Genomic DNA, 22,594 nt, shown 5'->3' on the forward strand with positions numbered 1-22,594 from the left:
TTCGCTATTTCGACCTCAAGGAATCGAGTGACAGCACGTACGTCGCGGACGTAATGCCCACAGGAACGCTCGCAATGGTCAACCGGGGAAACTTGCCATCGACCGTGAATTGCTCTGTCAGCAAGGGCTCGAAAGCCAACTCGTCGTAGTGCGGATGCTCGAAGTAGCCGACTTCGAGAAGAGACTCGCGGAAGGAGGCGAGCGCGACCGGGTCAGAAGCGAAACGTTGCTCGAGACTTGTCGTCAACGCGTTCAAGGTGAAGGCGCCCTTCTCTTCACTCGAAGCAGGCCGCATGGTCCATACGCTCAGCGAAACAGGAAGGACACCATCCAGCTGGCGCAGGGAACTGATGGTGACTCCTCTTGCCCCCGGACCAATCGCCTTCACCTCTACGGCCTCAGCGGAGAACCGGAAGTCTTGGTCGGCCCCAGAGGGCCCCACCCAAGCTGACGCGACCTCCAACGCACTTCGCTGTCCCCCGGAGAGCACCGAATCCATGTAGAGCAGTTCCGCTAGAAGTCCCATGACTTGATGGGACTCCAGAAGCCCCGCTCCGCTTTGATCGAACAGTCGCTGCCACAAGGCCAAGCGCCGGTGGACGAATCGGATGAGTTTATCCTCGTCATCCGTGTTCTGGATCTCGTCTATCAGGTCATGGCACAACCGACCGAAGACTGGGGAGAGCTCGGGCCTACGCAAGCGCAGGACCATCAGCCAAGTGTCGAAGCCTTCCCTCCTGAGCCTGAAGTAGTCGAGCGCGGCGGACTTTAAGACCGCCGCTGCAGGCTTGGTGCTTACTTCGATCGCTAGAACGACGTTGTTCTCGGCGTCTACACCACCGTACACCTTCTTGGCGGCAAGATCATCCAGAAGGAAGAAGATATAGGAATCAACCTTGGGAGGCGCTGCACGTGCCTTCTCGATGGCTGAATCCCATGCCCTCTCAATCGAAGTGTTCATCTGGGTCGCTCTCTTCTTCCGCAAGAAGGCCAACGTTCTTTAGGTAGACCTTGTTTAGCCTGTACTTCACCGACGACGTACTCGTCTCCTCAAATTCCGGGAATGACAGACTGATCGCGACAAGAAGGTCCGTCCGAACTTCCTTTGCGGGCATAATTCGGGATGCACCCTTCGCGTCCTCGCTCGCGTCAGTAGGTTCAATCAAGTGGATCGTAAGAAGCGGCCGCTTGCGCACATACCGATATGCCTCACCAGGAGCGCGCCTGTCTGCCCGCTCCTCCGGCGCCTTACTGCGCCATTTCTCCTCTGCTTCGCCGATCTCCGTCTTCGTCAGACCAACCATCTCATCACTGATATCCCCGACGCGCTGCTTGTTGATCTTCAGATAGGGAACATCCTTGGAACGCGATCTTTCAAACTGTCGCTGCCGCTTTTTTACGGACAACTCCTCCCCATCCGGGCCGAAGACGGTCACGCCGGCTGCCGCTGGCCCTTCTCCTTGGGCGACGCACACATCCCATTCGCGGAGACTTGGAACTTCAGTCTCCGCAATGAACGTCACCATCGGCATTTCCTTCGTCTTTCCGTCAGGCATGAAAGCCTGATTGACGGGCGGGATCTCAAGATCATTCAGAACTCGGGCCACTTGGCTTGCGGCCACCTCCTTCCAGATGTAGCGGGTCCCCAGCAACTCGGCTCGCCCCAAGGAGCGCAGGAACTCGGCTGTCACTGCGACGTTCTTCTTGTTGACCTCCGGATCTTTGGGAAGCGAAGCCGTCTCGATCCCGCGACGGGCGAAGGAAGCTTCGATCTCCACTTCTTCGGAGTTCCGCATCTTGCTCTGCGCGGTCACGAGCAGAAGATCCTTGTGTGACCTGACGCGGATGCCAAACCTGCTCGGCGGAAGCCGATTGAGATGCATGTGACGGATATCGGTCCGTAGTTCGCTCACCACCTCCGCGATATGCGCGAACCAGTCCTGCGCGTCCTCCGTCATCCAGACCCTGAAGAGGTCTTCGTAGCCGGGCCGGTAGCCAAACCAGCGCCCCATCTGAAGAAGCGTATCGTATGCCTTGGAGTCCCGGAAAAAGTAGCTGACACAGAGGCCCTCAAGGGTCAGCCCTCGGGACAAGGTGAGTCCACCGATCGCAATCACTCGACGGCCTTTTTCAGTCCCTCGGTACTGTCGATAGTTGAGCTTGTCTTCTGCCTCGGTCTCTTGGTTGATGGTCAGAACCTTCACCGACGCAACGGATTCATACAGCTTCTTTCGTACCTCAACCCACGGCATACCGTTCTTGGCGTAGTGCTCTTCAAACAACTCATGCAGCCGCTTCAGCGGTGAGTGCCCGGACCACAAGTCGTCATCCGCTAAGTACTGCTTGATTTCATTCACAAGATGGAACAGGTAGCCCCTGATCACATCCGCCAGACGGAACTGCACATCCGTGAAGCGAGTGACATTGACCAGCATGGATCGGTGCCGGAGCTGCTCTTCACGAAGATCCCGAATCGCGCAGGACAGAAGGAACACGCCGATGGCGTCCTCAAGGGACGGTGGAATTTCTTCGACCGGGTGGGTCTTCTTGTGCTTAGGCGGGAAGTACTTTCCGGCGTCCGTGATGTCGATCAGTTGCTCGTGGTACTGGCCGTCCTCAAGGAAGATCGAGTGCGCGCCGATGTAGGTACTCGGCGCCTTAAGGCTGTAGATGAAGTTGCTCGGGAAAATATCTTTCTTGGTTGGGTCGGGGTTGATGAACACGTTCGCAAACGGCGTCGCCGTATAGCCAACGTAGGCCGCTCTTCGGAACTGCCCCAAGAGCTCGCGGATCAGGGCGTTGATCTTGGCTGGATCCTCTTCCGGCTTCCTGGAGTTGACCGAAGCGTTGTCTGACTCGTCATCCACAATAAAAAGGGGGATATCCAGCTGCCCTTGCCCGCGCTGGCTTTTGAGGTACTTGATCAGTCGCCCCAAAGGCGTGGTGTTCTTCTTGAGGACCAGCAGCAGCGGCTCGCCCAGGTTCTGGAGCGGGATCCCGCGCAGCGCGCGTTGATTTGCGGTGAGGAAGTCCGATTCAACAGAAGTGAGTACATTGGGGACGTTGTCGCGGAACCGCCCCGCGCCAACCAAGCGACCCTGGATTCCGTCGATGAGTTCGCTGCTGTCTCTTCCAACAAACCCTTCATCCATGCGCTCTTGGGTTTGAGATCTGAGCTCCTCGATCATTCCAGTGAGAAGGACAATCACCTTGTATCCGGCATCTGCAGCCTTACTGATCAAGCCGCAGTAGTTCGCGGTCTTGCCAGACTGCACGTCACCCATCACAAGGCCCTGGGTCCGCCAGCTCTCCGAGTCTCCAGGGTTCCCACACTCCCTCAGGACGTTGTCGGTGTCTTCATCGATGGTTCGGAGCACCGGCCCCGAGAACCCTTGCGACTGCAGCTGACTGACATAGGAGTCCCAGTAAGTCCATTTGATCTTCGCCTTGGCGTCGTCAAGCCAGGGCTCGACCTCACCACTTGTCAGCCCTTCACCGGCGCTCATGCTGACACCGACCATCGCCTCCAGTCGGCGCCGCGTCGGCTCCAGATCCATACCTCCGAAGATCGAAGACAAGACTCCCATCGTCCGTTGGAGCAGCTCGTCCGTCAGCTCCTGCTTGCCGATGATTCCCATGGCGGTAAGAAACGGATCAGACATCGTTGAGTCTCTTAGTAAGGGCCCCGTGCAGAGCCGGGAAGCGGGCAAGGGGGTCGATCTTCAGGACTGCTGAAAGCTCGAGATCCGTCAGCTGAAGTAGGCTCCGAGCAATCTCTTCCAGGCGGTCCAGGTCGTAATCTGGATCCCGTGGCTTGTCACCACACATATCGGCGTAGATCTGGTCGTACGGGAGAGATGACGCCAGGTATTCGAGGATCGTCTGCAAATGCCGCTGCTGATCGGCATTGAGTGACTCACTGAGCCTTGCAACCAGAGGATGATCCACGTTCACTTGGTAGCTGAAGCTGCCGTGCTTGGGTTCAAGCCGCTCCCAGAGAGGCACGATCGCATCGTTGCGCGAGCTCTTGCGGCCTGGATAGACGATTGTAGCCCTGCTCCTGTTGGCAAAGTGGGGAATCAGCTGCTTCAACCGACTACGGATCGCGTCGGGGGGATATGCCGCAGACTTCTTGATGTCCAACGCCCAGAGCTCGTCGAACGAGTTGGGAATGTCGACCCTGACGCGTGTGAGCTTGTAGGCCTCATGCTTCGGAACCAGACGAAACCATGTTCCCCAGATGACCAAGCGTCGCGCCCGATAGATGTAGAAGCCTTGCGTCCCACGAAGGCCATCACGACCACCGGCGGTTTGGATCTCCTCTTCTGTCAGTCGACTGATCGGTGGAAGGACGAATGGACGCACTTCAACCAAACCCCTTTCGTGGCGGATCGTCTGTCCCTCCAGCTCCTGACGGAACTGGTTGGAAGACAGGAACGGATCCCTAAGGGGCAATGAAAGACCATTCACTGTGATCTGGACCGGGGGGTGAGAACCCTCCTTCTGCGCGAACCTGTGAAATACCAGCGCCAAGTGCTCAAGTAGCGGCTCCATCCGGGCGGTCATCTCCGCCTGCACATCCTTGGCGCCTGCGGTCAGCCTGTCCAAGTCCTGCCAGACCACCAAGGTGCCCGAGGCCTGCGCCTTCAATCGCTTGATCAAAGGCAAGGCTTCAGTGGCGGCTTGGTCCGGAACAACGACCAGCCAACGTCCGGACTCCCGGACCAGATCGATATCCCAGCACCTCGCACTGAGGACTCCGTTTTTGCTGCCGACCACTGTCAGCTTTCGACACTGCGAAAGCGACGCCGTCTTGAGCCCCAAGCCGAACCGCCCCAAGTCCGTAGGTCCGCGCTGATCCGTCGGATTGGAGCTGCCATGCCTCATGGCATGGGTCAGCTCATCCGGAGCCATTCCGCTGCCATCATCAAGAATGGCTAGAAAGGGGTTTCCCGCGGCAGCGTCGTACTGCACATGCACTGTACGGGCTTCTGCAGAAAGGCTGTTATCCACGATGTCGGCCACAGCAGCCTCCACCGTATAACCGACGGCTCGCATCGACTCGATCAGCGACACCGGATCCGGAATGACTTCGAGCGTCTGGACCTGATTCATCCCCCCCCCATCAACAATTGATTCTATTTGCCCCTAAGCACTCCATACACCACTTTCGCGATCTGACGGGCCAATGCCGGAGGAACCGCATTTCCGACTTGGACACGCTGGTCAGTCGGGGGTCCAACGAAATAATAATCGTCGGGGAACGTCTGCAGGCGCGCCGCCTCACGAACTGTGAGGCAGCGGCACTGGGTAGCGTCCCAGTGTATGAATGCGTTGCCGTCCTTGGACAGATGGCTCGTTATGGTGCTTGAGGGTAGGCCGCGTCTTTGGACCCGAAAACGGTCGGCGAAGGCACCCGTGTCCCAGTTCTCATGGTCTGGCGCAAGCTCTTCCGGGAAATCTGCGCTGGTCGGAGAACGTCCATACTCCTGCGTAAACGCCGCACAGAAGAGGTAGCGCCCCAAGTCACTCTCCATATGACCCCTAGCCTCATGGTTGAAGACGATTCCTGGGTTGGATCCGCGAAGCGTTGCCCCCAGTGCACTCGTCCGCCCGGGCGCGTACTTGTTCGAGTTTCTGGGAAGGTCTAGGGCAGGAATCAAGTTGGCCAGCGCTTCCGCGACTTCGGGAAGCCTCCTGCGAACAGCCTTGATGACCTTGCGCCTCTCGCGCTCCATTGCATCGAACCACTCTCCAGCATCATCGGCGCGTCTGCTCAACCCACTTCGGAGTCGCGGAAGACCGGATAGAGCTTCTTCGATGGTCGCTGCGGGTGTTGTGTCCAGCCCTGAAATCGCGGCAACACCGGGCCACATACAATCTTCTCGTACTCCCATGATGATGACCCGGTGTCGGGCTTGCGGCAGGCCATGCTCCTCACTGCGCAGGAGAAAAGCTTCAGGGTTGTCAGTGACAACCGCTTGTGTGCGCGCTGTTCCCGGCGGCACATGGATCGGAAGCAGAACGTAACGAGACGAGTCGTCTGCTTCCCCACCGGACTTGCCCAGAGCACCCGAAGGATTGGCCAAGTCCTGCTGGATGGACTGGAACATTTCTTGGCTTCCGACCTTTGATGACAAGATGCCCTTGACGTTCTCCATGATGAAAACGGCCGGCCGGTACCTCGCGAGAATCGCGAGGTATTGCTTGTACAGGAAGTGCCGCGGATCCCCCTTGAGTGCGAAATCCACCACTTTGCTCTGACGTGCCCGTCCGACTAGAGAGAAGGCTTGGCACGGAGGGCCACCGATCAAGATCATCTCGTCGTAGCGACCTCGAACGGCGTCAAGTCTATCGAACAGCGGCTGGTTATCCGCCATGTTCTTCTTGAGCTCCAGATGCAGAGCTTCGGCCTCAGCTTCCTCCCACAGGCCGCTCCAGGGTCCACGGCCGAAATGGTCCCTGACCTCTGAGGGCTTCAAGTAGGGAGCTGTACTCAGGAAATCCCAATAAGCCTGGGGTACCTGCCCCTCCTCCCTGAGTAGTAGCCTGTAGAAGGCCCGCAGGCGGAGAGTCGCATGGGCCGACCTTTCTTTCTCAACAGAGACGGCGAGCTCGAAAGGATGGATCCGGGAGCCCTCACGCGCCTCGAAGCTGCTGAACCCTTCGCCCAGCCCGCCCGGGCCGGCAAAGATGTCGATGACCCCTATCCTGCTTTGGTTCTTCTTATGTGCTGCGGACAAGACTGGATTCTTCAAAATGGTTGATGTGATGAGCGCCGACAAGCGCTCTGCATTGATGTCACGCATCAGGGGCAAGGACACCGGCCCCGAAATGCTCATGCGTAAGTACCTCTGGGAGGCAGGGCTCCGGTACCGGCTTCACCCCTGCCGTATGCCGGGTCGGCCCGACATGGTCCTTAAACGCTGGAATGCCGTGGTATTCGTTCATGGATGCTTTTGGCACAGCCACGCCGGATGCCCCTTCTTCCGCCTTCCCAAGACGCGAGCGGAATTCTGGGAAGAAAAGCTGCGCCGCAACCGGGAGAGGGATGAACGCGCCATCTCATCGCTGGCTGGGGCCGGCTGGCGCGTTGCGATCGTTTGGGAATGCGCGGTCAGAGCCGACTCGGTGGCCGCGGGACAAGCGCTGGCAACTTGGGTGCGCCATGGCGTTGAGGGCATACAGATCGAAGGCGCTGGAGCTGCCATTCGGCATCGCGCACTTGAATCCGCCATCCCCTGAGCGGAAACATTTCCCTTGGTCATCTGTGTTGTCCGTCGCCTCCACCTTGGGCAACACGGACTCTGGGCCTTATAGATCTCACCGGATGATTTCCGGCTCGGCAGCCTGTGCATCAGGCACATGCTCCACCAGATCCTCCACCCGGCAGCCGAAGTAGCTACAGAGCTTGTCCAATACGTCCGTCTGGACATTGGCACCGTGATGGTTGACCAGTTTGGAAAGGGTCATCCGGTTAAGTCCTGTCGCTGCCGCGATTTCCTGAAGCTGGATGCGCTTCCTCCCCCGGAACTCGAGATCCGCAATCCGCTCCCGCACCTTAAATCTTAACATTGCATGAATACCGATAGTTAAAACTATCAAACGATCTTGTATTTCGTCATCCGATAGCTAGTATTGTCATCGTGAGATCATTTAAATGATCGCATGATCACCAACACTCGCATAGGAGAATGCCGATGAGCGCCACGTACCTTACCACCGAACAGCTGTCCGAACGGATCCATTACGACGTCCGAACGATCCGCAATCGTCTTAAGGACAGCGTCCTGCTGGAGGGAGTCCACTACGTCCGCCCGTTCGGTGGGCGGAAGCTGCTTTTCCTCTGGGAAGCCATCGAGCGCGACATCCATACCGCCTCCTCAGCGCATGTCCCGTTGATTCCGATGGCCAACGGCGGAGTTGCGCATGGCTAAGGTTCGCGCGCGCCCCGAGACCAACTGCCTCTACCTGGACTTCTCGTTCCGCGGCAAACGATGTAAGGAGCAGACGGCCCTGAAGGACACCGCCCCAAACCGGCGGACCTTGGAGACGTTGGCGAACCGCATCAAGCGCGAGATGGCCAAAGGAACGTTCGATTACAGGGCGTTCTTCCCAGACAGTCCTCGCGCCGCCCAGTTTGACGGCGACACGGAAGCCATTCCTACGGTGGTGTCGACAAGCAGCCACGCCTCGCCGCCAAGTGGCTCCTCCACACCGACGCTGGGGCAGTTCGCCGGGACCTGGTACCAAGAGAACCTGCCGCGCTGGCGCCAAACCCATGCCGACACGGTTGAAGGGACCCTGCATCAGCACATCCTTCCCAAGCTGGGTGAGAGGCCGCTGGCTGAAATTACGAGGGCAGACTTGCTGGCTTTTCGGGCCGAGTTGGGCAAGCAAACCGGCAAAGGTCGTGGTGCCCTGTCTCCCTCGAGGATCAATCACATCATGACGCCTTTGCGCATGTTGATGGCCGAGGCTTCCGAGCGTTACGAGTTCCTCACCCCGTTCCGGAACATCAAGCCGCTGCGCCTGCCCAAGCTCGACATCCAGCCGCTTTCGCTGGATGAGGTGCACCGTGCGCTCGGCACCGTCCGCAAAGACTGGCATCCGTACTTGGCGACCCGCTTCTTCACCGGGATGCGGACAGGCGAGATCAATGCGCTGGAGTGGAAGCACATCGACTTTGAGCAGGATCTGATCCTGGTCCGCCAGTCGATCGTCAAAGGGAAGTTGGAGAACACCAAGACCGATGGCTCGATGAGGGATATCCCCATGGTTCCCTTGGTGCGCACGGCCCTGCTTGAACAGCGGAAACTGGTTTCCGAGGATTGCCGCTGGGTCTTTGCACAGCGCAACGGTGATCCGATCAACCTGGTCAACTTCACCAACCGGGTCTGGCATCCCCTGCTCCGCCATCTGGGCTTGGCGCCCCGCAGGCCCTACCAGACCCGCCACACGGCAGCCACGCTGATGCTGGCCTCGGGCGAGAATCCGGAGTGGGTGGCCCGGACCTTGGGCCATGCCAATACGGAAATGTTGTTCCGGGTCTACTCGCGCTACGTGCCGAACCTGACCCGCAACGACGGCAAGGCCTTCACGGGGCTGGTCACCGCCTCCTCCATGCCGACCAGTAGCACTGCCCGGACGAAGGATGCCCCGCAGGGCACGACCACTCCTTTGGCTGTGCTGACGCGCAAACAGCTCGAAGCCTTGGTCGCTCAACTGCAGCAGCAGTAACGGCCGCGCCGAGCAACCCCTGACGGCCCAACAGCATCCGCTTGACGCACTCGCGACGAGCCAAGCCCTCCTGTGTCTCAAAACCCACTCCACGGCAACTCATCCAAGGAAGACCCATGAACAAGCATCCCCTCATCACCGAGCCCGTCACCTTCGATGCCGTTCTCGAACCTGGCCTGATCAGTGGCGATGGCCTCCAGTCGGTACGCGTGCTCCATCCTGACGGCGAGCTCGCCGCGTGGACCTGGCATCACTTCGATGCAGCCAACACGGACTCCGTACTGACTGCCACCGTGAGCATCCACCCCCTTGGCTATCCCGTGGGACTGACCTCGGTCATTGATCGCATCCAGTGGCAGCCGGCCTTGCAGGTCATCGACCTGATCCCCGAGGTCACAGGCACCGAGAAACTGGTCGCTCGCTTTCGCGAGTTGGTGGATCAGATCCGCCACCCCGGTATGCGGCAGCTGCTCCAGGACGTCTTCGCCCTGCGCCCGCTGTTCTACAACTACTGGAACGCGACGATCGAGGTCGACGGCAAGGCCTGCTCCCTAGCGCAGAAGGCCATCACGAATGCCGAACTGGTGCAGTGGGGAGTTGGATTGTCGCCTTTCCAGCGCGCGGTGGGCATGACGTTCGCCCTGCTCCGAAACGCCGGACAGGCTTGGCCACGGGAGCAGTGGTCAGATGGCGAACATGCCTTGCATCTGCTTCAGCAGATCGATGGATCCATGTCGCATCTTGCCCAAGGGTACCCTGAGGATGCGGACGTGCTGAGGGAACTGATGGAGCACGAGTATCGCCTCTCCCTCAGCCCGCTGGCATTGTCCACCCTGGAGCATGTCGATCACCTCGCTGACATGAGCTGGCTTGATGCTCATTGGGGAGGATTGGACGGACAGGAAGCTAGCGGCACCAGCAACCTGGTTTCCTTGGACGCCTTCCGGCGCCGTCGAACTTCCGGGTCTACCTGACACCAGCGTTCCGCCCGATATGGGCGCAGTCGCGGTCTCACTACCTGATATCCGCTGCAGCCATCCTCTAACCCGACTATTTCGAGGCCACCTCATGACCATGCCAGATGAACGGACCCGAGCCCTGTTGTGGGCAGGGAGCTTCCTTGTCGACATTGCGCGTGACGAAGCACTTCCTACGCCCGTCAGGCGAAAGGCCGCAACAATCGCGAGGCATTTCCCTACTGTGGAAGACGTCGCCTGGCTGGCAGAGTCGATTCGCGAGTCTGTTCTCAGTATTCAGCTGGCCTCACCGGAAAAAGCACTTCCCGAACAGAGTGACTGGGACTTCGAGCCACTAAGGCATTCCACAAGACTCAGTTGGCCTGACGGCCCATAGATTGAAACATTGGCAACCATTCAGGGGCACGGTCACCGAGCTGAGCCGACGACAGGACATATCGAACACTCCTGCAATTCGAGAAGCAGTACCGGATAGTTCCATCAAGGGCATACAGGTCATGACATTCGCTCAACAGAAGCCATCAAGTTGCTTCCTACAGGGAATATGTGAAAACGGAACCCTTTCCCCGAGGATGTTCGCCGCACAGTTCCGCATTGACTTGGAGACGCTGGCTGATCTGGCACACGTCCCGCCAGAGCTCATCTCGCATGCTCCGGAGTCGGAGCTATTGCAGGACTACATGCGCAACGCCGCGAGCGTCATATCCGCACTTGTCGAAGTCGGCGACTTGGACATCGAGCGCGCAGTTACCTGGTTCCGCCACGCTCCATTGATCGAGCTGGGAGGCGCAACCGCCGAGCACTACGTGTCTCAGGGAAAGACCGCCTCGGTTCATGGCTACGTGCTGGCCCTAGCGGCTGGAGCAACCGGCTAAATATGGGTAAGCCGGTCTTGGCGTCTTTTCAATATGACTGCGATCAAGGTTCATTCGTCCTGATGTGCCTAGCGTTGGGTAGCTATTCCGATGGGTGATAGTTTGGAAGCCATGGCAGCGACATATCGCGCGGCGCTGGCGCAGAAGTACTTGTCGAGCCAGACGGCACAGGCTGTTCTTGACATTGATTCAACGATGCTGACGGCCTGGCGAAAAGAGCGGCGATTGCTTGCGGTCTGGCATCGACCTGCTAATGATTGGCTCTACCCAGACTTTCAGTTCGAAGATGGATCGCTGATCAAAGAAGTACAGGACCTGCTGGCTGTCTACGATACCTACTACAGCCAGGTCTGGAAGAACACGTGGAGCATAGTGGAGTGGTACATGTCCCCACATCTTCTTCTCGACGGAGCGCGGCCCATGGAAGTGCTGGTCAAAGATCCGCAGAAGGTACTCGAAGTAGCGCGAGCAGAGTTCCTGCAAGACCCCTCTACGATCTGGTGACGACACAGCCTGCACGCGCCGAGCTGGTAGCAGCTTTGTCTTGGTTTCCGCTTTCGCGAGAATTTCCACTTTCCGGCCAGAAGCGGACATCGACCAACGCCTAGATTGGGCTGATTTGGCCGCGCCGGCGGACAAGTTCGGCTTGAATGTACTGTTAGGTGCCCTTTCCTTCGCCTACTTTCTTTCGCTCCAAGTACTGTAGGTCGTCGATTGCAAGCTCCGGCGGAAATGCAAAAAATCTAGCAAACGGCTCTTGATCGAACATATATAGGAGATGGGGCTGCTGCCCACGCATCCGAAGCAGAGATTGGCAATTACCAGGCTGAATATTTAGCCTTTGCCGCGTTGTTAGCTTGTCACCAGCGCATGGTGGGCTATCCCCTTGACACGGCTCGATCTTAGGGCGGCTTGTAGGCGGCTAAAGCGCGTCATGTTGCGCGCGCTCCACATCCAGAAAAGTACGACAGATCCCCAGACGATCTCCGTCATGGAGTCTCCCCTTTGGTAACCGATACGGCGGCTTTCTGATTCGTAGACTCCGTCCAGGGGAATGCGTCCCGCCAGTTGAGCCACCATGCCTTGGGAGGGCGCGGAATGCGCTCCCACCACAGATTCATCGCATGCATGCTGCCACGTGACCACGCCTCTTGGTGCTTGGCATCCATCGGCACGCCGAGCAGCGCCGCCAGCTTCGAATAGACCGGCCCGTTGGCCAGTGCTGGATAACGTGTCAGCAGACTAAGCAGGGCGAAGCTGTCCGCTGTCGTCGCCTCGCGGACGACAGCCTCCTCGGCGCCGGACGGGTGTCCTTCTTCCGCCATCGCCAGATCGAGATGGCGGACGGCCGCGCGGAACGCGGCGCTCGAAGTGGTCGCGAGGGGGATGCCACTGCGCGTCGCATCGAAGTCGAGGCCCGATCCCGCCGGCACCAGCGTCTCCTGTCCGTTGACGCGATGCATGATCCAGCCGTTGGTTACGTGGATCGTCCCCTCACCCCGCAGGTTTCGGCTCATCTCGAATTCGCAGCCCAGGTCGACGGTTTCGCTGGTGCCCGCCGCGACGGCGAAGTAGCCGGGAGGCGCCCAGATGCGCGCACGCACGCGCCCCTCCAGCAGTTCCACACGATGATGGCCACCACGCGTATCCAGCAGCCGGATCCGCGTTCCCGGCAGCATGTCCATGCGGCCGATGCGCGCCACCCGGACGGTGGCCGACTCTCCGGCACGGGTCGTCAGCGTGCCGCCGACGGCCAGCGAGGCCGGCGCCGGACTGGCGTCGGCATCGACGGCCCATTCCCGGCGCTCCTCCCAGTGCAGGCGCCAAGGCACCCAGACGGCGACGCCGGCCAGGCACGCCGCAAGCGCGACGGCGGCGGCAAACAAGGCGCGCCGCGCGCGCGTGCGCGGAACGGCCGGCGGCTCTGTCGACCACACCCGCTCGGGGGCCGGAACATGCCGGTACCGGCCCAGCAATGACGCGAGATGCGCCAGCGTCTCGTCGCCGGGTTGCTGCGGATCCCACAGCGGATCAGGTCGTTCGATCATCACCCTTCTCCTCGTGCTGCGTGACGATGCCCAGCGCATCGCGCAGCCGGGCCATGCCGCGATGAAGGTTCACGCGGACCGACTCCGGTGTCAGTCCGGTCAGGTTCGCGATCTCCGGACCGCTCAGGCCTTCGACCAGGCGCAGCATCAGGGTCTCGCGGTAGGCTTCGGGCAAGCGCCGGATCGCACGCAGCGCTTCGCTGGCTTGGGCGGCCGCATCGGGACCCGCGCCACGCCACGCGTGATCGTCGACTTCTGCGAGGTCCCGTTCCTCGACCATTGAAACCGGGCGCCTCCTGCGGGCGATCATCGCGATCCACGGGCCGAAGGACGCAGGCTCGCGCAACTGCGCCAATCGCTCGAACGCGATGACGAAAGTTTCCTGCGTCAGCTCTTCTGCTCGCGCGCGCGACGTCACGCCCAGGTGGATGGCATGCACCAGCGGCGCGAAGCTGCGGTAGAGCCACGCGAACGCCGGCTGCGATCCACGTCGCGCGTCCTGCACCTGCCTGGCGATGTCAGCGGGATCGATCGTGGCCTTCATGGCCCATGGGGTCCGGGGTGGCCTGGAAGTAGAGGGCAGTTCGAGCGGAAGTGTTAACACGCCGGACGCGGTTAACGCAGCGTGGCGACGCCGGCTCTTCCCTTGTGGACCCTCCGGAGACCGCCCATGCCCCACCCCACGCCCTCGTTTCGCCCCTTCGCTGCCCGTGTTGCGCGCGTGCTCCTCGCGCCGCTGCTCGCCGCGTGCTCGGCGCCGGGCGCCGCCGCCACGCCGGTCGTCGGGTTGCCCTGCGAGGACTGCGACGTGCCCCTGATCGGGCTGCCCGCCGATCCTCCCGCCCTCGTCCGCCTGGCGCCCGATGACGAACCCGGCGAGCGCCTGCGCCTGACCGGACGCGTGACCGACGCGCAGGGCAGGCCGCGCCGCGGCGTGGTCGTATACGCGCACCAGACCGACCGCCAAGGCGTCTACCCGGGCGAAGGCGGCAAAGGCGATGACGGCATTCGCCAGCATGGACGACTGCGCGCCTGGGCCGCGAGCGATGCGGAGGGGAGGTACACCTTCCTGACCATCCGTCCCGGCAGCTATCCGCGCAGCACGATGCCGCAGCACATCCACCTGTACGTCATCGAGCCCGGCTGCGCGCTGTACTACATCGACGACGTGCTGTTCCGCGACGACCCGCACCTGACTGCGTCTGCCGCACGCAAGGCGGACAAGGGGCGCGGTGGCGGCGGCATCGTGACGCCACTGCGGACCGCGGACGGATGGCTGGCGCGCCGGGACATCGTGCTGGGCCAGAACATCCCCGGCTATCCCGGTTGTGCGCCATGAAACCGCAGCCCTTGGACCGCTATCCCTGCATCCTGCGCGTGCTGCATTGGCTGCTCGCCCTGATGCTGGCCCTGCAGTTCGTGCTCGGCTTCGGAGCGGAGTATGGCGCCGCGCGGGTGTCCGAGGCGCTGCTGCCGCTCCATTTCCGGCTCGGCGTCATGATCCTGGGACTGACGGTACTGCGTCTGTGCCTGCGCTTCGTGATGCCGACGCCAGCGGCCGACCCGGGAGAGTCGCCCAGTCTCCGTCGCGCCCGGTCGGCGGTCCACGGCGTGCTTTACCTGCTGGTGCTGGCGGTGCCGGTCAGTGGGCACGTGATCTGGGTATGGATGGGCGCGGACCGCAGTTTGCCCGGAGGATTCGAGGTGCCGGCATTGTTCGTGCCGCCGGAGGATGAAACCGGCCGCGCCGTCGCCTGGTACGTGCACGTCTACGGCGCCTGGATCCTGCTAGGGCTCGTAGGCCTCCACATACTCGCTGCAGTACTCCGCCAGCGGGCGCGACGTGATGGGTTCATCACCCAACGTATGGGGTTCAAGCGGCTTCAGCGGGAAGAACGCGGATCATGAGAGTCCTAGCGAGAAAGTTCGCAAATCCTCGACGCACTAACACCGTGGTGGAATGTCCGCTCCCGGCCAGAAGCGGACATGGGCGCCGACCAGAGAGATCGGCAGGCCACTTCCCTACCTAGATCGCGCGGAGGCTGACCCGCTTGGCGAGCTCTTCCGCGCTCTCCTTCCGTTCGCTATAGCGATCGACGAGGTAGGGCGAGACATCCCGGGTCAATAGCGTGAATTTCATGAGCTCTTCCATGACGTCCACGACGCGGTCATAGAAAGCGGAGGGCTTCATGCGCCCGTCTTCGTCGAACTCGTTGAACGCCTTTGCGACAGAGGACTGGTTGGGGATCGTGATCATGCGCATCCAACGCCCAAGCACACGGAGCTGGTTCACCGCATTGAAGGACTGCGAACCGCCGGAGACCTGCATGACGGCCAGCGTCTTGCCTTGGGTTGGTCGTACGGAGCCTTGAGACAACGGAATCCAATCGATCTGCGCTTTCATGATGCCGCTCATGGAACCGTGTCGCTCGGGTGAGCTCCAGACCATGCCCTCCGACCATTGCACCAGTTGCCGCAGTTCTTGGACCTTTGGATGGGTATCGGGCTCTCCATCTGGAAGCGGCAGGCCTGTCGGATCGAAGAGCCGGGTCTCGGCCCCCATCGCCTGAAGTAGTCGAGCCGCCTCCAGCGCGAGCAACTTGCTGTATGACCTCTTCCTCAGCGATCCGTAGAGCAGAAGGATACGCGGGGCGTGCATAGCGCGCGGGGTCGAGGATAGTCGGTCAACCTCGGGCAAATGGAACAGTTCGGCCGAGATGTTGGGCAGATCGCCAGGATTAGACATAAGGCTTTCCAAGTAGCTTGTGGATCATGGCGCCCAGAGCAGCCCCAATGGCCTGCGCCACAACGAAGGCAGGCACGTCGCCAGGCGAAATGCCGGCGAAGCTGTCACTGAACATGCGACCGAAGGCTGCAGCAGGATTCGCGAAAGAAGTCGACGAAGTGAACCAGTAGGCTGCACCGATATACGCAGCCACCATCATGGCTACACGGGATGCGGGTGCCCGCAGCACCACCAGCAGCAAACCCGCTGTCGCAACGATCTCGCCCAACCATTGACCTGCGCCGGTCCGCACCTTCGCGGAGAACTCCAGCATCGGAAGATCGAACATGGCGTTCGCTAAGAGAGCACCGCTCACCGCGCCCGTGAGCTGGACCAGGATGTATGCCGGCAACAGGGCCTTGGGCAGTTCGCCACGCGCAGCCATCACGGCGCTGACTGCGGGATTCATGTGCGCACCACTGATCGGGCCAAACACCTCAATGAGAACGTAGAGTCCGCCAACGGTCGCGAGGGTATTTGCTAGCAAGGCGACGACGTCGTTTCCGCCCGCAAGACGCTCGGCCATGATGCCCGAGCCCACCACCGTCACCAGAAGCAGGCCCGTGGCCAAGAACTCGGCAAAGAGGCGCTGGCGGATCATTCAGCGCCGACGCGTCCGATTTCGCCCAGCTTTGCCTGTGCGGCCAGACGGTCGAGGCTTTGCAGCGGCAGGGATAGCAATAGCTCGATACGGCGGCGCAGTGTGGCGAACGCTGCGGTATAGGCTCGACGACGGTCTTCTTCATCGCCCGTGGCGGCTACCGGGTCGGGCACACCCCAGTGCGCGAGTGCAGGATGGCCCAGCCATACGGGGCACGCCTCTCCTGCAGCGTTGTCGCAGACCGTGATGACGATATCCATCTCAGGTGCGCCTTCCACGGCGAACTCGTCCCAGTTCTTGCTGCGCACCTGCCCGGCGTCATAGCCGATGGCCTCGGCAAGCTCCCGCGCCATCGGCTGGACGTGGCCGCTGGGGTGACTGCCAGCGCTATAGGCCTTGAACCGGCCGTGGCCCAGCACGTTGAGGATCGCCTCGGCCATGATGCTGCGCGCGGAGTTGCCGGTGCACAGGAACAGTACGTTGTAGCTCTTGTCGGTCATGTCGTATCTCTGGAATGCGGATCAACGGAGCTTCTTCTTGACTGCCGGCGTGCAGGACTTCCCCCCGCAGCAGTTCTCCGTCAGGAAGCCGATCAGACCGTTCATGCGGTCGTAGTCGGCACGTATCCGGATGACCCGTCCTTCCCGCTCGTCAGTGACAAGCCCCGCGGCACGCAATTGATTCAAGTGCGCTGTCAGCGTGGCGGGCGGCAAATCGAGCTGATCCCGCAGCTCGCCCACGGCCATTCCGTCTGGGCCGGCCTGTACGAGCGCGCGGTAGGCAGCAAGCCGGTGGTCGTGCGCGAGCGCACGAAGTGCTTGAACGGTCTGGGGCGTATCCATGATTCTATATTTCCGGAATATTAGAAGTATTGCAACCCATCGTTGCAGCTGGATGACCGCTTCGGGTCGGAAGCGCACGCCGAACTAGTCCCAAGCAGTGCCGACAAACGGCAAGCGCGTACAGCGACGTCGACGCAGCGTGAGTAACTGTGAAAGGCTGCTTACATACGTCGTCCTGTTTGAATCCACCTCCATCACACGTGCGTAAAGCCCGTGCCTACAGTGGGTAGGCGCTATCCGTACTGATGGGAGAGGCACATGCAGATCAAACTTCTTGGCGCCGCCTTGCTGATGGCGGCAGGGCCCGCGTTCGCGGCAGGTCCCGAGCAGGGAAAATTCTCGATGTCGGTATTCGGTGGCGTCGACAGGCCGGTTAGCGGCGACGTCCACACCGGCGCCGTGGCACCGGTGCCGGATCTCGGTCCCTTGAACCCCGCGCTGGCGGGCGTCAGCGCGGAGTTGCGCATTCGTTCCCGTAGCCATGAGCAGATCTACGGCACTGCCAAGTCATGGGGCCTGGAAGTGGGCTATGGACTGAGCGACCGGAGCGAAGTGTTCCTCCAGGCGAGGGAGACCAGCGCCGATGATGGTCGCGTGCGAGTCGGTGCTGCCTACGTGCCGGCGCTCGAGACCGAGCTCGACGTATTCGGAAGGTTCTCGGGCTATGACGCATACGCGTGGGAGGCGGGGTACCGGCACTTCTTCCGCAACGGCAGCCGGGTCAGGCCATTCGTCGCGGCGCGACTGGGTGCGACCGAAACCGATGTCATACCGGCCACCTTCGAGATTCCCGATGCCGCGATCACGATCCCGAATGCGCCGTTCTACGAGAAGGACTGGGCACTGAGTGGCGGTCTTGAGGCCGGTGCGCAGATCTCGTTCACCGAGCGCTTCAGTATGAGGCTCACCGCAGGGGTGAACTACATCGACGATCTCTCGGACGACGATTCCGCGATCGCCGGACTCGGCCTGGCTGCCATCAACGACACCGGTCGCCGCGTCTCGGTGCCGCTATCCATCACCAGCCGCTGGGACTTCTGAGAGCGTTCGACGGCGGGCGCGGCAACGTGCCCGCCGCCCAGGCCCGACGTCAGCAGCCGAGATCAGGCTATCGCCATCGGTGTCCGCTACCGGCCAGAAGCGGACATGGGTTCTACCCCGAAATCACGGACGGTTGTGAAAGAGCTTGGAACTCCCGATCGCGCCTGGCGACTCTTCGCCGCATCCTCGGGTTATGGAACCGCTCGACGTATTCGAACACATCAGTCTTCGCTGCATCGAGTGTCAGATACTTCGTGCGGTAGATCCGCTCGCGCTTGAGCACGCCGAAAAACCCTTCGCAGGCCGCGTTGTCGCCGCAGTGTCCCACCGCGCTCATCGAACAGACCAGGCCGTTTCTCGACAGATACCGCTGGTAGTCGCCGCTTCGGAATTGACTGCCGCGATCGGAATGCAGGATCACCGGCTCCGCGCCTTGCCGCTGCCATACCGCCATCTGCACCGCCCGGATCACCATGTGCCGGTCCTGCCTGTGGTGCATCGACCAACCCACCACGCGCTGGTCGAACAAATCCAGCACGATGCATAGATACAGCTTGCCTTGTCCTGTTTTGATCTCAGTGATGTCGGTGACCCATTTGGTCTCCGGCTCCAGTGCGGTGAAGTCCCGCTCCAGCAGGTTGCGCACGCCCGGAGGCGTGAGCGCCGGCCGTCCGCGCTGACCGCGCCGCTTCGGGCGCGGCCAGCCCTGCAAACCCCATAGGCCCACGGCCCGAATCGGATAACACCGCCAGTATGCAGTGGTCTAGGTGCGATCACAGATCGTACAGCGTCGATCTCGACTGCGCTGGCCGCCCCTGTCCCTCTCAAGGGCCTCTGACGAGCCCACAGCAGCCACATGCCCGCTCGGTCACCGACGGGCAGCGGGGGCTGGCCGTTCCAATCCCGTCCGGCTGTCAAATCCTGTCAGTGCTCGGCATTCATTACCCCGACAAGAACGACTGATGTCAGCTCCAAGGTCGCGGAAAGCGGACATTACGCAAACCGTAAATTGAGTCGACGAGCGAAGCAGGCTTGGTCTGAATGGCGGACGTTAGACTGGCCTGCTCTGGAGCATGCGGTGGAGCAGCTCTTGAAGAAGCCGCTGATCCGACGCGCCGAGTTGGCCGATCACCGGCGCCAAGGCCTTTTGCCCTTGCGCACGCAGTTGCTTGATCAGTTTGGTGCCCTCGGCGGTGATCAGCACATCGGTGGCGCGACCATCGAGTTCATTGGGCGCACGCGCCACTAGGCCTCGGCCCTTATCACCTCGTATGACGCCCCACCCCAGTACTGCGATGTTGCCGATCCTCCTCCCGTGGAGTCCGGTCAGATGCTCGTGGACGTGGTGGCGGCCGGTTTGCATCACATCACCCGCGGTCGCGCCTCGGGCCAGCACTACTCCATCAACGGCACCTTGCCCGTCATTGCCGGCGTCGATGGCGTCGGTCGCGGCACCGATGGCCGGTTGCGCTACTTCGTCCAGGAGCCCGGTTTTTCCGGCTCGATGGCCCAGCGCACGGTCATCGCACTGGATCACAGCATCGAGCTCCCCCATGACGTCGACCCGGTCCTGTTGGCCGGCGCCATGAACCCAGCGATGGCCTCCTGGCTGGCGTTACGTTGCCGAGTGCCGGGATTTGGCCGGCGTTTGCCGTTTCAACAGCGCAAGCGGGTGCTGGTGCTGGGCGCCACTGGCAGCTCGGGACGCTTGGCCGTCCAGATCGCCCGACATTTGGGCGCCGGCGAGGTCATCGCCGCCGGCCGCGATCCGGGCCGGTTGGCGCAATTGCCGGCGCTAGGGGCGACCGACACCGTGACCCTGGGCGATCCCCGGTTAGGCGTACTGGCGAGTGAGGTGGATGTGGTCCTGGATTTTGTGTGGGGTCAAAGCGCGGTGATCGCCATGGAAGCGGTGCTTCGGCATCGCCAGCGACGCGATCGGCCGCTGGATTGGGTCCATCTGGGGTCTATGGCCGGCGAGAGCGCACCGCTTCCCGGGTCTTTTCTGCGCTCGACCAAGCTCCAGGTCATGGGCTGTGGGCACGGCGCCCTGTCAGGTCGCCAGATGCTGACCGAACTGCCCGCGCTGGCCGAAGCGCTGGGCCGCGGCGCTTTCCAGACGCAGGTACGGACCCTGCCGCTGAGCGAGGTGACGCGGGGGTGGGAGGCGCCAGATGACGGGGCTCGCCTGGTCTTCACGCCATGGCGGGTGTGATGGCCGCCCATGGCAATCATCGAGCTGGATTGCCAGCGCCCCCTAACATCGTTAGAGTGGACGAACTAACAGTGTTAGGGCACCTATGCGCAGCCCCCTGAAACAGGAGCACATCATCGAGGCGGCCTTCCGCTTGCTCGATGAGAGCGGCATCGAAGGCGTGAGCCTGCGCAAGCTGGCCTGCAGCCTGGGCATTCGGGCTCCCTCGCTGTATTGGCATTTCAAAAGTAAGCAGGCGCTGATCGATGCCATGGCCGACGCCATGATCGCGGATGTCGCGCGTGACATTCCCGCCGGTCAGCACTGGCGCAGCACGATGCACCAGATCGCCAATGAGTTTCGGACCGCGTTCAAGGCCCACCGCGACGGCGCACGTGTGTATGCCGGCACCTTCCTGGCCACCGAGAACGTGCTGCGTGTGGGCGATGCCACCATTTCTGCCCTGGTGGAGGCAGGTGCCGATGTCGAGTTCGCCGCGACCACGGCGCTGGACTCGATCTACTACGTGATGGGCTTTGTCATCGAAGAGCAATCCCTGCCCGAACAACCCGGCGTGATCGAAGGCGTGCAACAAGCCTTCTTCGAACTGGCCAAGGCGCGGTTTCCCCGCTGTTGGGAGGCACGCGAAGTGCTGGCCGAACCGAAGTTCGATGAGCGCTTCACCAACGGCATTGAGCTGATTCTCGATGGCGTTGAGCAGCAGATTTTAAAGAGAACTTAATGCGTCCTAAGAAGAATCAGGCCGCACCGATGGTCCCGCTGTCTTCATTCACAGCCATGCGTAAGCCCTCGGGCGCAGCGCAGTAGCAAGCAACACCAAACCCCCCACATCCTGGCTTCCCTATGCGCGCACCGATCCTGCGTTGGTCACTCCTGCTCGTTTCATTGCCCCTGCTCGCTGCCTGTGGCGACAAAGAAGACGAGGCAGCCGCCGAGCCGTCCTCGGCCTCGACCGTTGCCCTGACCCCTGTCCAGACCTATGCCCTGGCACGCAGCGTGACCGTGTCCGGGCCGGTCTCGCCCTACGAAGAAATGCAGCTGGGCGTTGAGCTCAGCGGTCAGCGCGTCACCGCCCTGAATGTGGATGTGGGCCAGCAGGTCAAGAAGGGGCAGGTCCTACTCGAACTAGACCATCGCACGCTGGACAGCTCGCTTGCGCAAGCCGAAGCCTCGACCCAAGAGGCCAACGCTGCCCTGGTGCTGGCACAGGCTCAACATGCACGCGGATCGAAGTTGGCGGCCGAGCAGCTGATCAGCGCGGCGGACCTGGATCAGTTGCGCGCAACCTCTACCCAAGCGCAGGCGCAACTGACCACTGCGCGTGCCTCGCGTGATGCCGCCAAATTGCAGCGCGACTTCGCCCAGTTGCGAGCACCGGCCGATGGCGTGATCTCCAAGCGCCTGGTCCAGCCAGGCCAGGTGGTCGCTGCGGGCACCGAGCTACTACGCCTGATTCGAGATGGGCGTTTGGAATGGCGCGCCGAACTGCCGGAGAACCAATTGGCACAGGTGACAGTGGGCAATGAGATCGTGCTGTCCTATGCCGGCCAGCAGATCACCGGCCGCGTGCGCGCTGTTACCCCCGGCATCGATGCGCAAACCCGCACCGGCACGGTCTATGCCGACCTGCCCTCCCCTGGGCCGCTCAAGCCGGGCACGTTTGTCGAAGGCCGGATCCTGACCGGTGAGGGCCAGGCCTTCATGGTGCCCAGCGCGGCCGTGGTCCAGCGCGACGGCCACAGCTATGTGTTCGTCACCCCCGACAAGCAAACCGTACAACGCCGACGTGTCCGCACCGGCCAGACCACACAGGGACGCATCGAGATCGTGGACGGCCTCAAAGCCGGTGAGCAGGTGGTCTCCGAAGGCGCCGGTTTCCTAGGCGATGGCGATCGTGTGCGGGTGGTGGCCGGTAAGAAGGCCAGCACCCCATGAATATCTCCGCCTGGGCCATTCGCCGGCCGCTGCCG

Annotated in this window: 25 protein-coding genes and 1 pseudogene; 14 read left to right on the forward strand and 12 right to left on the reverse strand. The window is 61.5% G+C overall.

Annotated elements, in window-relative coordinates:
* Positions 1 to 4: 4 nt before the first annotated feature.
* The 4 genes from ACSQ1W_RS18110 to ACSQ1W_RS18125 are packed head-to-tail and all read right to left on the reverse strand — an operon-like array spanning position 5 to position 6,743.
* Positions 5 to 961 carry a PD-(D/E)XK motif protein gene (locus ACSQ1W_RS18110; RefSeq protein WP_436045178.1) on the reverse strand — a complete coding sequence of 319 codons (957 nt, stop codon included), beginning with the start codon at positions 959 to 961 and terminating at the stop codon, positions 5 to 7.
* Positions 945 to 3,662 carry a Z1 domain-containing protein gene (locus ACSQ1W_RS18115; protein WP_436045179.1) on the reverse strand — a complete coding sequence of 906 codons (2,718 nt, stop codon included), beginning with the start codon at positions 3,660 to 3,662 and terminating at the stop codon, positions 945 to 947. The genes ACSQ1W_RS18110 and ACSQ1W_RS18115 overlap by 17 nt, the downstream gene beginning before the upstream one ends.
* On the reverse strand, positions 3,655 to 5,115 hold the full coding sequence (locus ACSQ1W_RS18120; protein WP_436045180.1) for an ATP-binding protein: 1,461 nt from the start codon (positions 5,113 to 5,115) through the stop codon (positions 3,655 to 3,657). The genes ACSQ1W_RS18115 and ACSQ1W_RS18120 overlap by 8 nt, the downstream gene beginning before the upstream one ends.
* Before the next feature lie 23 nt (positions 5,116 to 5,138).
* The gene (locus tag ACSQ1W_RS18125; protein WP_436045182.1) at positions 5,139 to 6,743 is read right to left on the reverse strand and encodes a DNA cytosine methyltransferase; all 1,605 of its coding nucleotides are present in this window, start codon (positions 6,741 to 6,743) and stop codon (positions 5,139 to 5,141) included.
* A 28-nt stretch (positions 6,744 to 6,771) separates the two neighbouring features.
* Here ACSQ1W_RS18125 and ACSQ1W_RS18130 point away from each other — a divergent pair, with 28 nt between their 5' ends.
* Positions 6,772 to 7,245, forward strand: a complete 474-nt coding sequence (locus tag ACSQ1W_RS18130) for a very short patch repair endonuclease (RefSeq protein WP_436045183.1) — start codon at positions 6,772 to 6,774, stop codon at positions 7,243 to 7,245.
* Between the two features lie 78 nt (positions 7,246 to 7,323).
* On the opposite strand, the gene ACSQ1W_RS18135 is transcribed toward ACSQ1W_RS18130, so the two are convergent.
* A complete protein-coding gene (locus ACSQ1W_RS18135) occupies positions 7,324 to 7,575 on the reverse strand; it encodes a helix-turn-helix domain-containing protein (protein ID WP_436045184.1) in 252 nt (83 codons plus the stop codon).
* A gap of 125 nt (positions 7,576 to 7,700) precedes the next feature.
* Between ACSQ1W_RS18135 and ACSQ1W_RS18140 the strand changes: the two genes are divergently transcribed.
* From ACSQ1W_RS18140 to ACSQ1W_RS18165, 6 genes are all read left to right on the forward strand, one after another.
* Positions 7,701 to 7,937: a hypothetical protein gene (locus ACSQ1W_RS18140; RefSeq protein WP_436045185.1), complete on the forward strand. Its 237-nt coding sequence runs from the start codon at positions 7,701 to 7,703 to the stop codon at positions 7,935 to 7,937.
* A complete protein-coding gene (locus tag ACSQ1W_RS18145) occupies positions 7,930 to 9,240 on the forward strand; it encodes an Arm DNA-binding domain-containing protein (protein ID WP_436045186.1) in 1,311 nt (436 codons plus the stop codon). Before ACSQ1W_RS18140 ends, ACSQ1W_RS18145 begins: the two co-directional genes overlap by 8 nt.
* Positions 9,241 to 9,356: 116 nt before the next feature.
* Complete coding sequence (locus tag ACSQ1W_RS18150) at positions 9,357 to 10,214, forward strand: hypothetical protein (RefSeq protein WP_436045187.1); 858 nt, start codon at positions 9,357 to 9,359, stop codon at positions 10,212 to 10,214.
* A 100-nt stretch (positions 10,215 to 10,314) separates the two neighbouring features.
* Entirely contained in the window at positions 10,315 to 10,593 is a 279-nt protein-coding gene (locus ACSQ1W_RS18155; RefSeq protein ID WP_436046244.1) for a BPSL0761 family protein, read from the forward strand.
* Between the two features lie 196 nt (positions 10,594 to 10,789).
* A complete protein-coding gene (locus ACSQ1W_RS18160) occupies positions 10,790 to 11,092 on the forward strand; it encodes a hypothetical protein (RefSeq protein WP_436045188.1) in 303 nt (100 codons plus the stop codon).
* A 90-nt stretch (positions 11,093 to 11,182) separates the two neighbouring features.
* Complete coding sequence (locus tag ACSQ1W_RS18165; RefSeq protein ID WP_436045190.1) at positions 11,183 to 11,596, forward strand: hypothetical protein; 414 nt, start codon at positions 11,183 to 11,185, stop codon at positions 11,594 to 11,596.
* Positions 11,597 to 12,081: 485 nt separating this feature from the next.
* On the opposite strand, the gene ACSQ1W_RS18170 is transcribed toward ACSQ1W_RS18165, so the two are convergent.
* Both ACSQ1W_RS18170 and ACSQ1W_RS18175 read right to left on the reverse strand, forming a co-directional pair.
* A complete protein-coding gene (locus ACSQ1W_RS18170; RefSeq protein ID WP_436045191.1) occupies positions 12,082 to 13,140 on the reverse strand; it encodes a hypothetical protein in 1,059 nt (352 codons plus the stop codon).
* The gene (locus ACSQ1W_RS18175; RefSeq protein ID WP_436045192.1) at positions 13,124 to 13,684 is read right to left on the reverse strand and encodes an RNA polymerase sigma factor; all 561 of its coding nucleotides are present in this window, start codon (positions 13,682 to 13,684) and stop codon (positions 13,124 to 13,126) included. Before ACSQ1W_RS18175 ends, ACSQ1W_RS18170 begins: the two co-directional genes overlap by 17 nt.
* A gap of 126 nt (positions 13,685 to 13,810) precedes the next feature.
* Here ACSQ1W_RS18175 and ACSQ1W_RS18180 point away from each other — a divergent pair, with 126 nt between their 5' ends.
* Both ACSQ1W_RS18180 and ACSQ1W_RS18185 read left to right on the forward strand, forming a co-directional pair.
* On the forward strand, positions 13,811 to 14,479 hold the full coding sequence (locus tag ACSQ1W_RS18180) for a hypothetical protein (protein ID WP_436045193.1): 669 nt from the start codon (positions 13,811 to 13,813) through the stop codon (positions 14,477 to 14,479).
* Between the two features lie 11 nt (positions 14,480 to 14,490).
* Positions 14,491 to 15,048 (forward strand): cytochrome b, encoded by a 558-nt coding sequence (locus ACSQ1W_RS18185; RefSeq protein WP_436045194.1) that lies wholly within the window; start codon positions 14,491 to 14,493, stop codon positions 15,046 to 15,048.
* Positions 15,049 to 15,166: 118 nt separating this feature from the next.
* Here ACSQ1W_RS18185 and arsH read toward each other — a convergent pair whose 3' ends face one another.
* From arsH to ACSQ1W_RS18205, 4 genes are read right to left on the reverse strand one after another with little or no spacing between them, the layout of a single operon-like run.
* Positions 15,167 to 15,886 (reverse strand): arsenical resistance protein ArsH, encoded by a 720-nt coding sequence (arsH, locus tag ACSQ1W_RS18190; protein ID WP_436045195.1) that lies wholly within the window; start codon positions 15,884 to 15,886, stop codon positions 15,167 to 15,169.
* The gene (locus tag ACSQ1W_RS18195; protein ID WP_436045197.1) at positions 15,879 to 16,526 is read right to left on the reverse strand and encodes an aquaporin; all 648 of its coding nucleotides are present in this window, start codon (positions 16,524 to 16,526) and stop codon (positions 15,879 to 15,881) included. Before ACSQ1W_RS18195 ends, arsH begins: the two co-directional genes overlap by 8 nt.
* Positions 16,523 to 17,026, reverse strand: coding sequence for an arsenate reductase ArsC (locus ACSQ1W_RS18200; protein ID WP_192273556.1), 504 nt, complete (start codon positions 17,024 to 17,026; stop codon positions 16,523 to 16,525). The genes ACSQ1W_RS18195 and ACSQ1W_RS18200 overlap by 4 nt, the downstream gene beginning before the upstream one ends.
* A gap of 21 nt (positions 17,027 to 17,047) precedes the next feature.
* The gene (locus ACSQ1W_RS18205) at positions 17,048 to 17,368 is read right to left on the reverse strand and encodes an ArsR/SmtB family transcription factor (RefSeq protein ID WP_192273557.1); all 321 of its coding nucleotides are present in this window, start codon (positions 17,366 to 17,368) and stop codon (positions 17,048 to 17,050) included.
* Positions 17,369 to 17,626: 258 nt separating this feature from the next.
* On the opposite strand from ACSQ1W_RS18205, the gene ACSQ1W_RS18210 reads away from it, so the two are divergent.
* Complete coding sequence (locus ACSQ1W_RS18210; protein WP_436045200.1) at positions 17,627 to 18,409, forward strand: hypothetical protein; 783 nt, start codon at positions 17,627 to 17,629, stop codon at positions 18,407 to 18,409.
* 112 nt (positions 18,410 to 18,521) lie between these two features.
* Here the strand turns inward: ACSQ1W_RS18210 and ACSQ1W_RS18215 are convergent.
* A pseudogene (locus tag ACSQ1W_RS18215) lies at positions 18,522 to 19,124 on the reverse strand (IS3 family transposase); the annotation flags it as partial.
* Positions 19,125 to 19,499: 375 nt separating this feature from the next.
* Here ACSQ1W_RS18215 and ACSQ1W_RS18220 point away from each other — a divergent pair.
* The 4 genes from ACSQ1W_RS18220 (at position 19,500) to ACSQ1W_RS18235 (ending at position 22,559) form a co-directional block, all read left to right on the forward strand.
* Entirely contained in the window at positions 19,500 to 19,658 is a 159-nt protein-coding gene (locus ACSQ1W_RS18220) for a hypothetical protein (protein ID WP_436045202.1), read from the forward strand.
* 81 nt (positions 19,659 to 19,739) lie between these two features.
* Entirely contained in the window at positions 19,740 to 20,624 is an 885-nt protein-coding gene (locus tag ACSQ1W_RS18225) for a hypothetical protein (RefSeq protein WP_436045203.1), read from the forward strand.
* An 85-nt stretch (positions 20,625 to 20,709) separates the two neighbouring features.
* On the forward strand, positions 20,710 to 21,345 hold the full coding sequence (locus ACSQ1W_RS18230; protein WP_299345277.1) for a TetR/AcrR family transcriptional regulator C-terminal domain-containing protein: 636 nt from the start codon (positions 20,710 to 20,712) through the stop codon (positions 21,343 to 21,345).
* 122 nt (positions 21,346 to 21,467) lie between these two features.
* On the forward strand, positions 21,468 to 22,559 hold the full coding sequence (locus tag ACSQ1W_RS18235) for an efflux RND transporter periplasmic adaptor subunit (RefSeq protein WP_436045205.1): 1,092 nt from the start codon (positions 21,468 to 21,470) through the stop codon (positions 22,557 to 22,559).
* The last annotated feature ends 35 nt before the right edge of the window (positions 22,560 to 22,594 follow it).

This window comes from Pseudoxanthomonas sp. LjRoot143 (assembly GCF_964252945.1).
Taxonomy (GTDB): Bacteria; Pseudomonadota; Gammaproteobacteria; order Xanthomonadales; family Xanthomonadaceae; genus Pseudoxanthomonas_A.

Coding starts and splice junctions, on each gene's coding strand:
- ACSQ1W_RS18110 (WP_436045178.1), bottom strand. CDS start 961: ATGAACACTTCGATTGAGAGGGCATGGGATTCAGCCATCGAGAAGGCA.
- ACSQ1W_RS18115 (WP_436045179.1), bottom strand. CDS start 3,662: ATGTCTGATCCGTTTCTTACCGCCATGGGAATCATCGGCAAGCAGGAG.
- ACSQ1W_RS18120 (WP_436045180.1), bottom strand. CDS start 5,115: ATGAATCAGGTCCAGACGCTCGAAGTCATTCCGGATCCGGTGTCGCTG.
- ACSQ1W_RS18130 (WP_436045183.1), top strand. CDS start 6,772: ATGAGCGCCGACAAGCGCTCTGCATTGATGTCACGCATCAGGGGCAAG.
- ACSQ1W_RS18135 (WP_436045184.1), bottom strand. CDS start 7,575: ATGTTAAGATTTAAGGTGCGGGAGCGGATTGCGGATCTCGAGTTCCGG.
- ACSQ1W_RS18140 (WP_436045185.1), top strand. CDS start 7,701: ATGAGCGCCACGTACCTTACCACCGAACAGCTGTCCGAACGGATCCAT.
- ACSQ1W_RS18145 (WP_436045186.1), top strand. CDS start 7,930: ATGGCTAAGGTTCGCGCGCGCCCCGAGACCAACTGCCTCTACCTGGAC.
- ACSQ1W_RS18150 (WP_436045187.1), top strand. CDS start 9,357: ATGAACAAGCATCCCCTCATCACCGAGCCCGTCACCTTCGATGCCGTT.
- ACSQ1W_RS18155 (WP_436046244.1), top strand. CDS start 10,315: ATGCCAGATGAACGGACCCGAGCCCTGTTGTGGGCAGGGAGCTTCCTT.
- ACSQ1W_RS18160 (WP_436045188.1), top strand. CDS start 10,790: ATGTTCGCCGCACAGTTCCGCATTGACTTGGAGACGCTGGCTGATCTG.
- ACSQ1W_RS18165 (WP_436045190.1), top strand. CDS start 11,183: ATGGGTGATAGTTTGGAAGCCATGGCAGCGACATATCGCGCGGCGCTG.
- ACSQ1W_RS18170 (WP_436045191.1), bottom strand. CDS start 13,140: ATGATCGAACGACCTGATCCGCTGTGGGATCCGCAGCAACCCGGCGAC.
- ACSQ1W_RS18175 (WP_436045192.1), bottom strand. CDS start 13,684: ATGAAGGCCACGATCGATCCCGCTGACATCGCCAGGCAGGTGCAGGAC.
- ACSQ1W_RS18180 (WP_436045193.1), top strand. CDS start 13,811: ATGCCCCACCCCACGCCCTCGTTTCGCCCCTTCGCTGCCCGTGTTGCG.
- arsH (WP_436045195.1), bottom strand. CDS start 15,886: ATGTCTAATCCTGGCGATCTGCCCAACATCTCGGCCGAACTGTTCCAT.
- ACSQ1W_RS18195 (WP_436045197.1), bottom strand. CDS start 16,526: ATGATCCGCCAGCGCCTCTTTGCCGAGTTCTTGGCCACGGGCCTGCTT.
- ACSQ1W_RS18200 (WP_192273556.1), bottom strand. CDS start 17,026: ATGACCGACAAGAGCTACAACGTACTGTTCCTGTGCACCGGCAACTCC.
- ACSQ1W_RS18205 (WP_192273557.1), bottom strand. CDS start 17,368: ATGGATACGCCCCAGACCGTTCAAGCACTTCGTGCGCTCGCGCACGAC.
- ACSQ1W_RS18210 (WP_436045200.1), top strand. CDS start 17,627: ATGCAGATCAAACTTCTTGGCGCCGCCTTGCTGATGGCGGCAGGGCCC.
- ACSQ1W_RS18225 (WP_436045203.1), top strand. CDS start 19,740: ATGCTCGTGGACGTGGTGGCGGCCGGTTTGCATCACATCACCCGCGGT.
- ACSQ1W_RS18230 (WP_299345277.1), top strand. CDS start 20,710: ATGCGCAGCCCCCTGAAACAGGAGCACATCATCGAGGCGGCCTTCCGC.
- ACSQ1W_RS18235 (WP_436045205.1), top strand. CDS start 21,468: ATGCGCGCACCGATCCTGCGTTGGTCACTCCTGCTCGTTTCATTGCCC.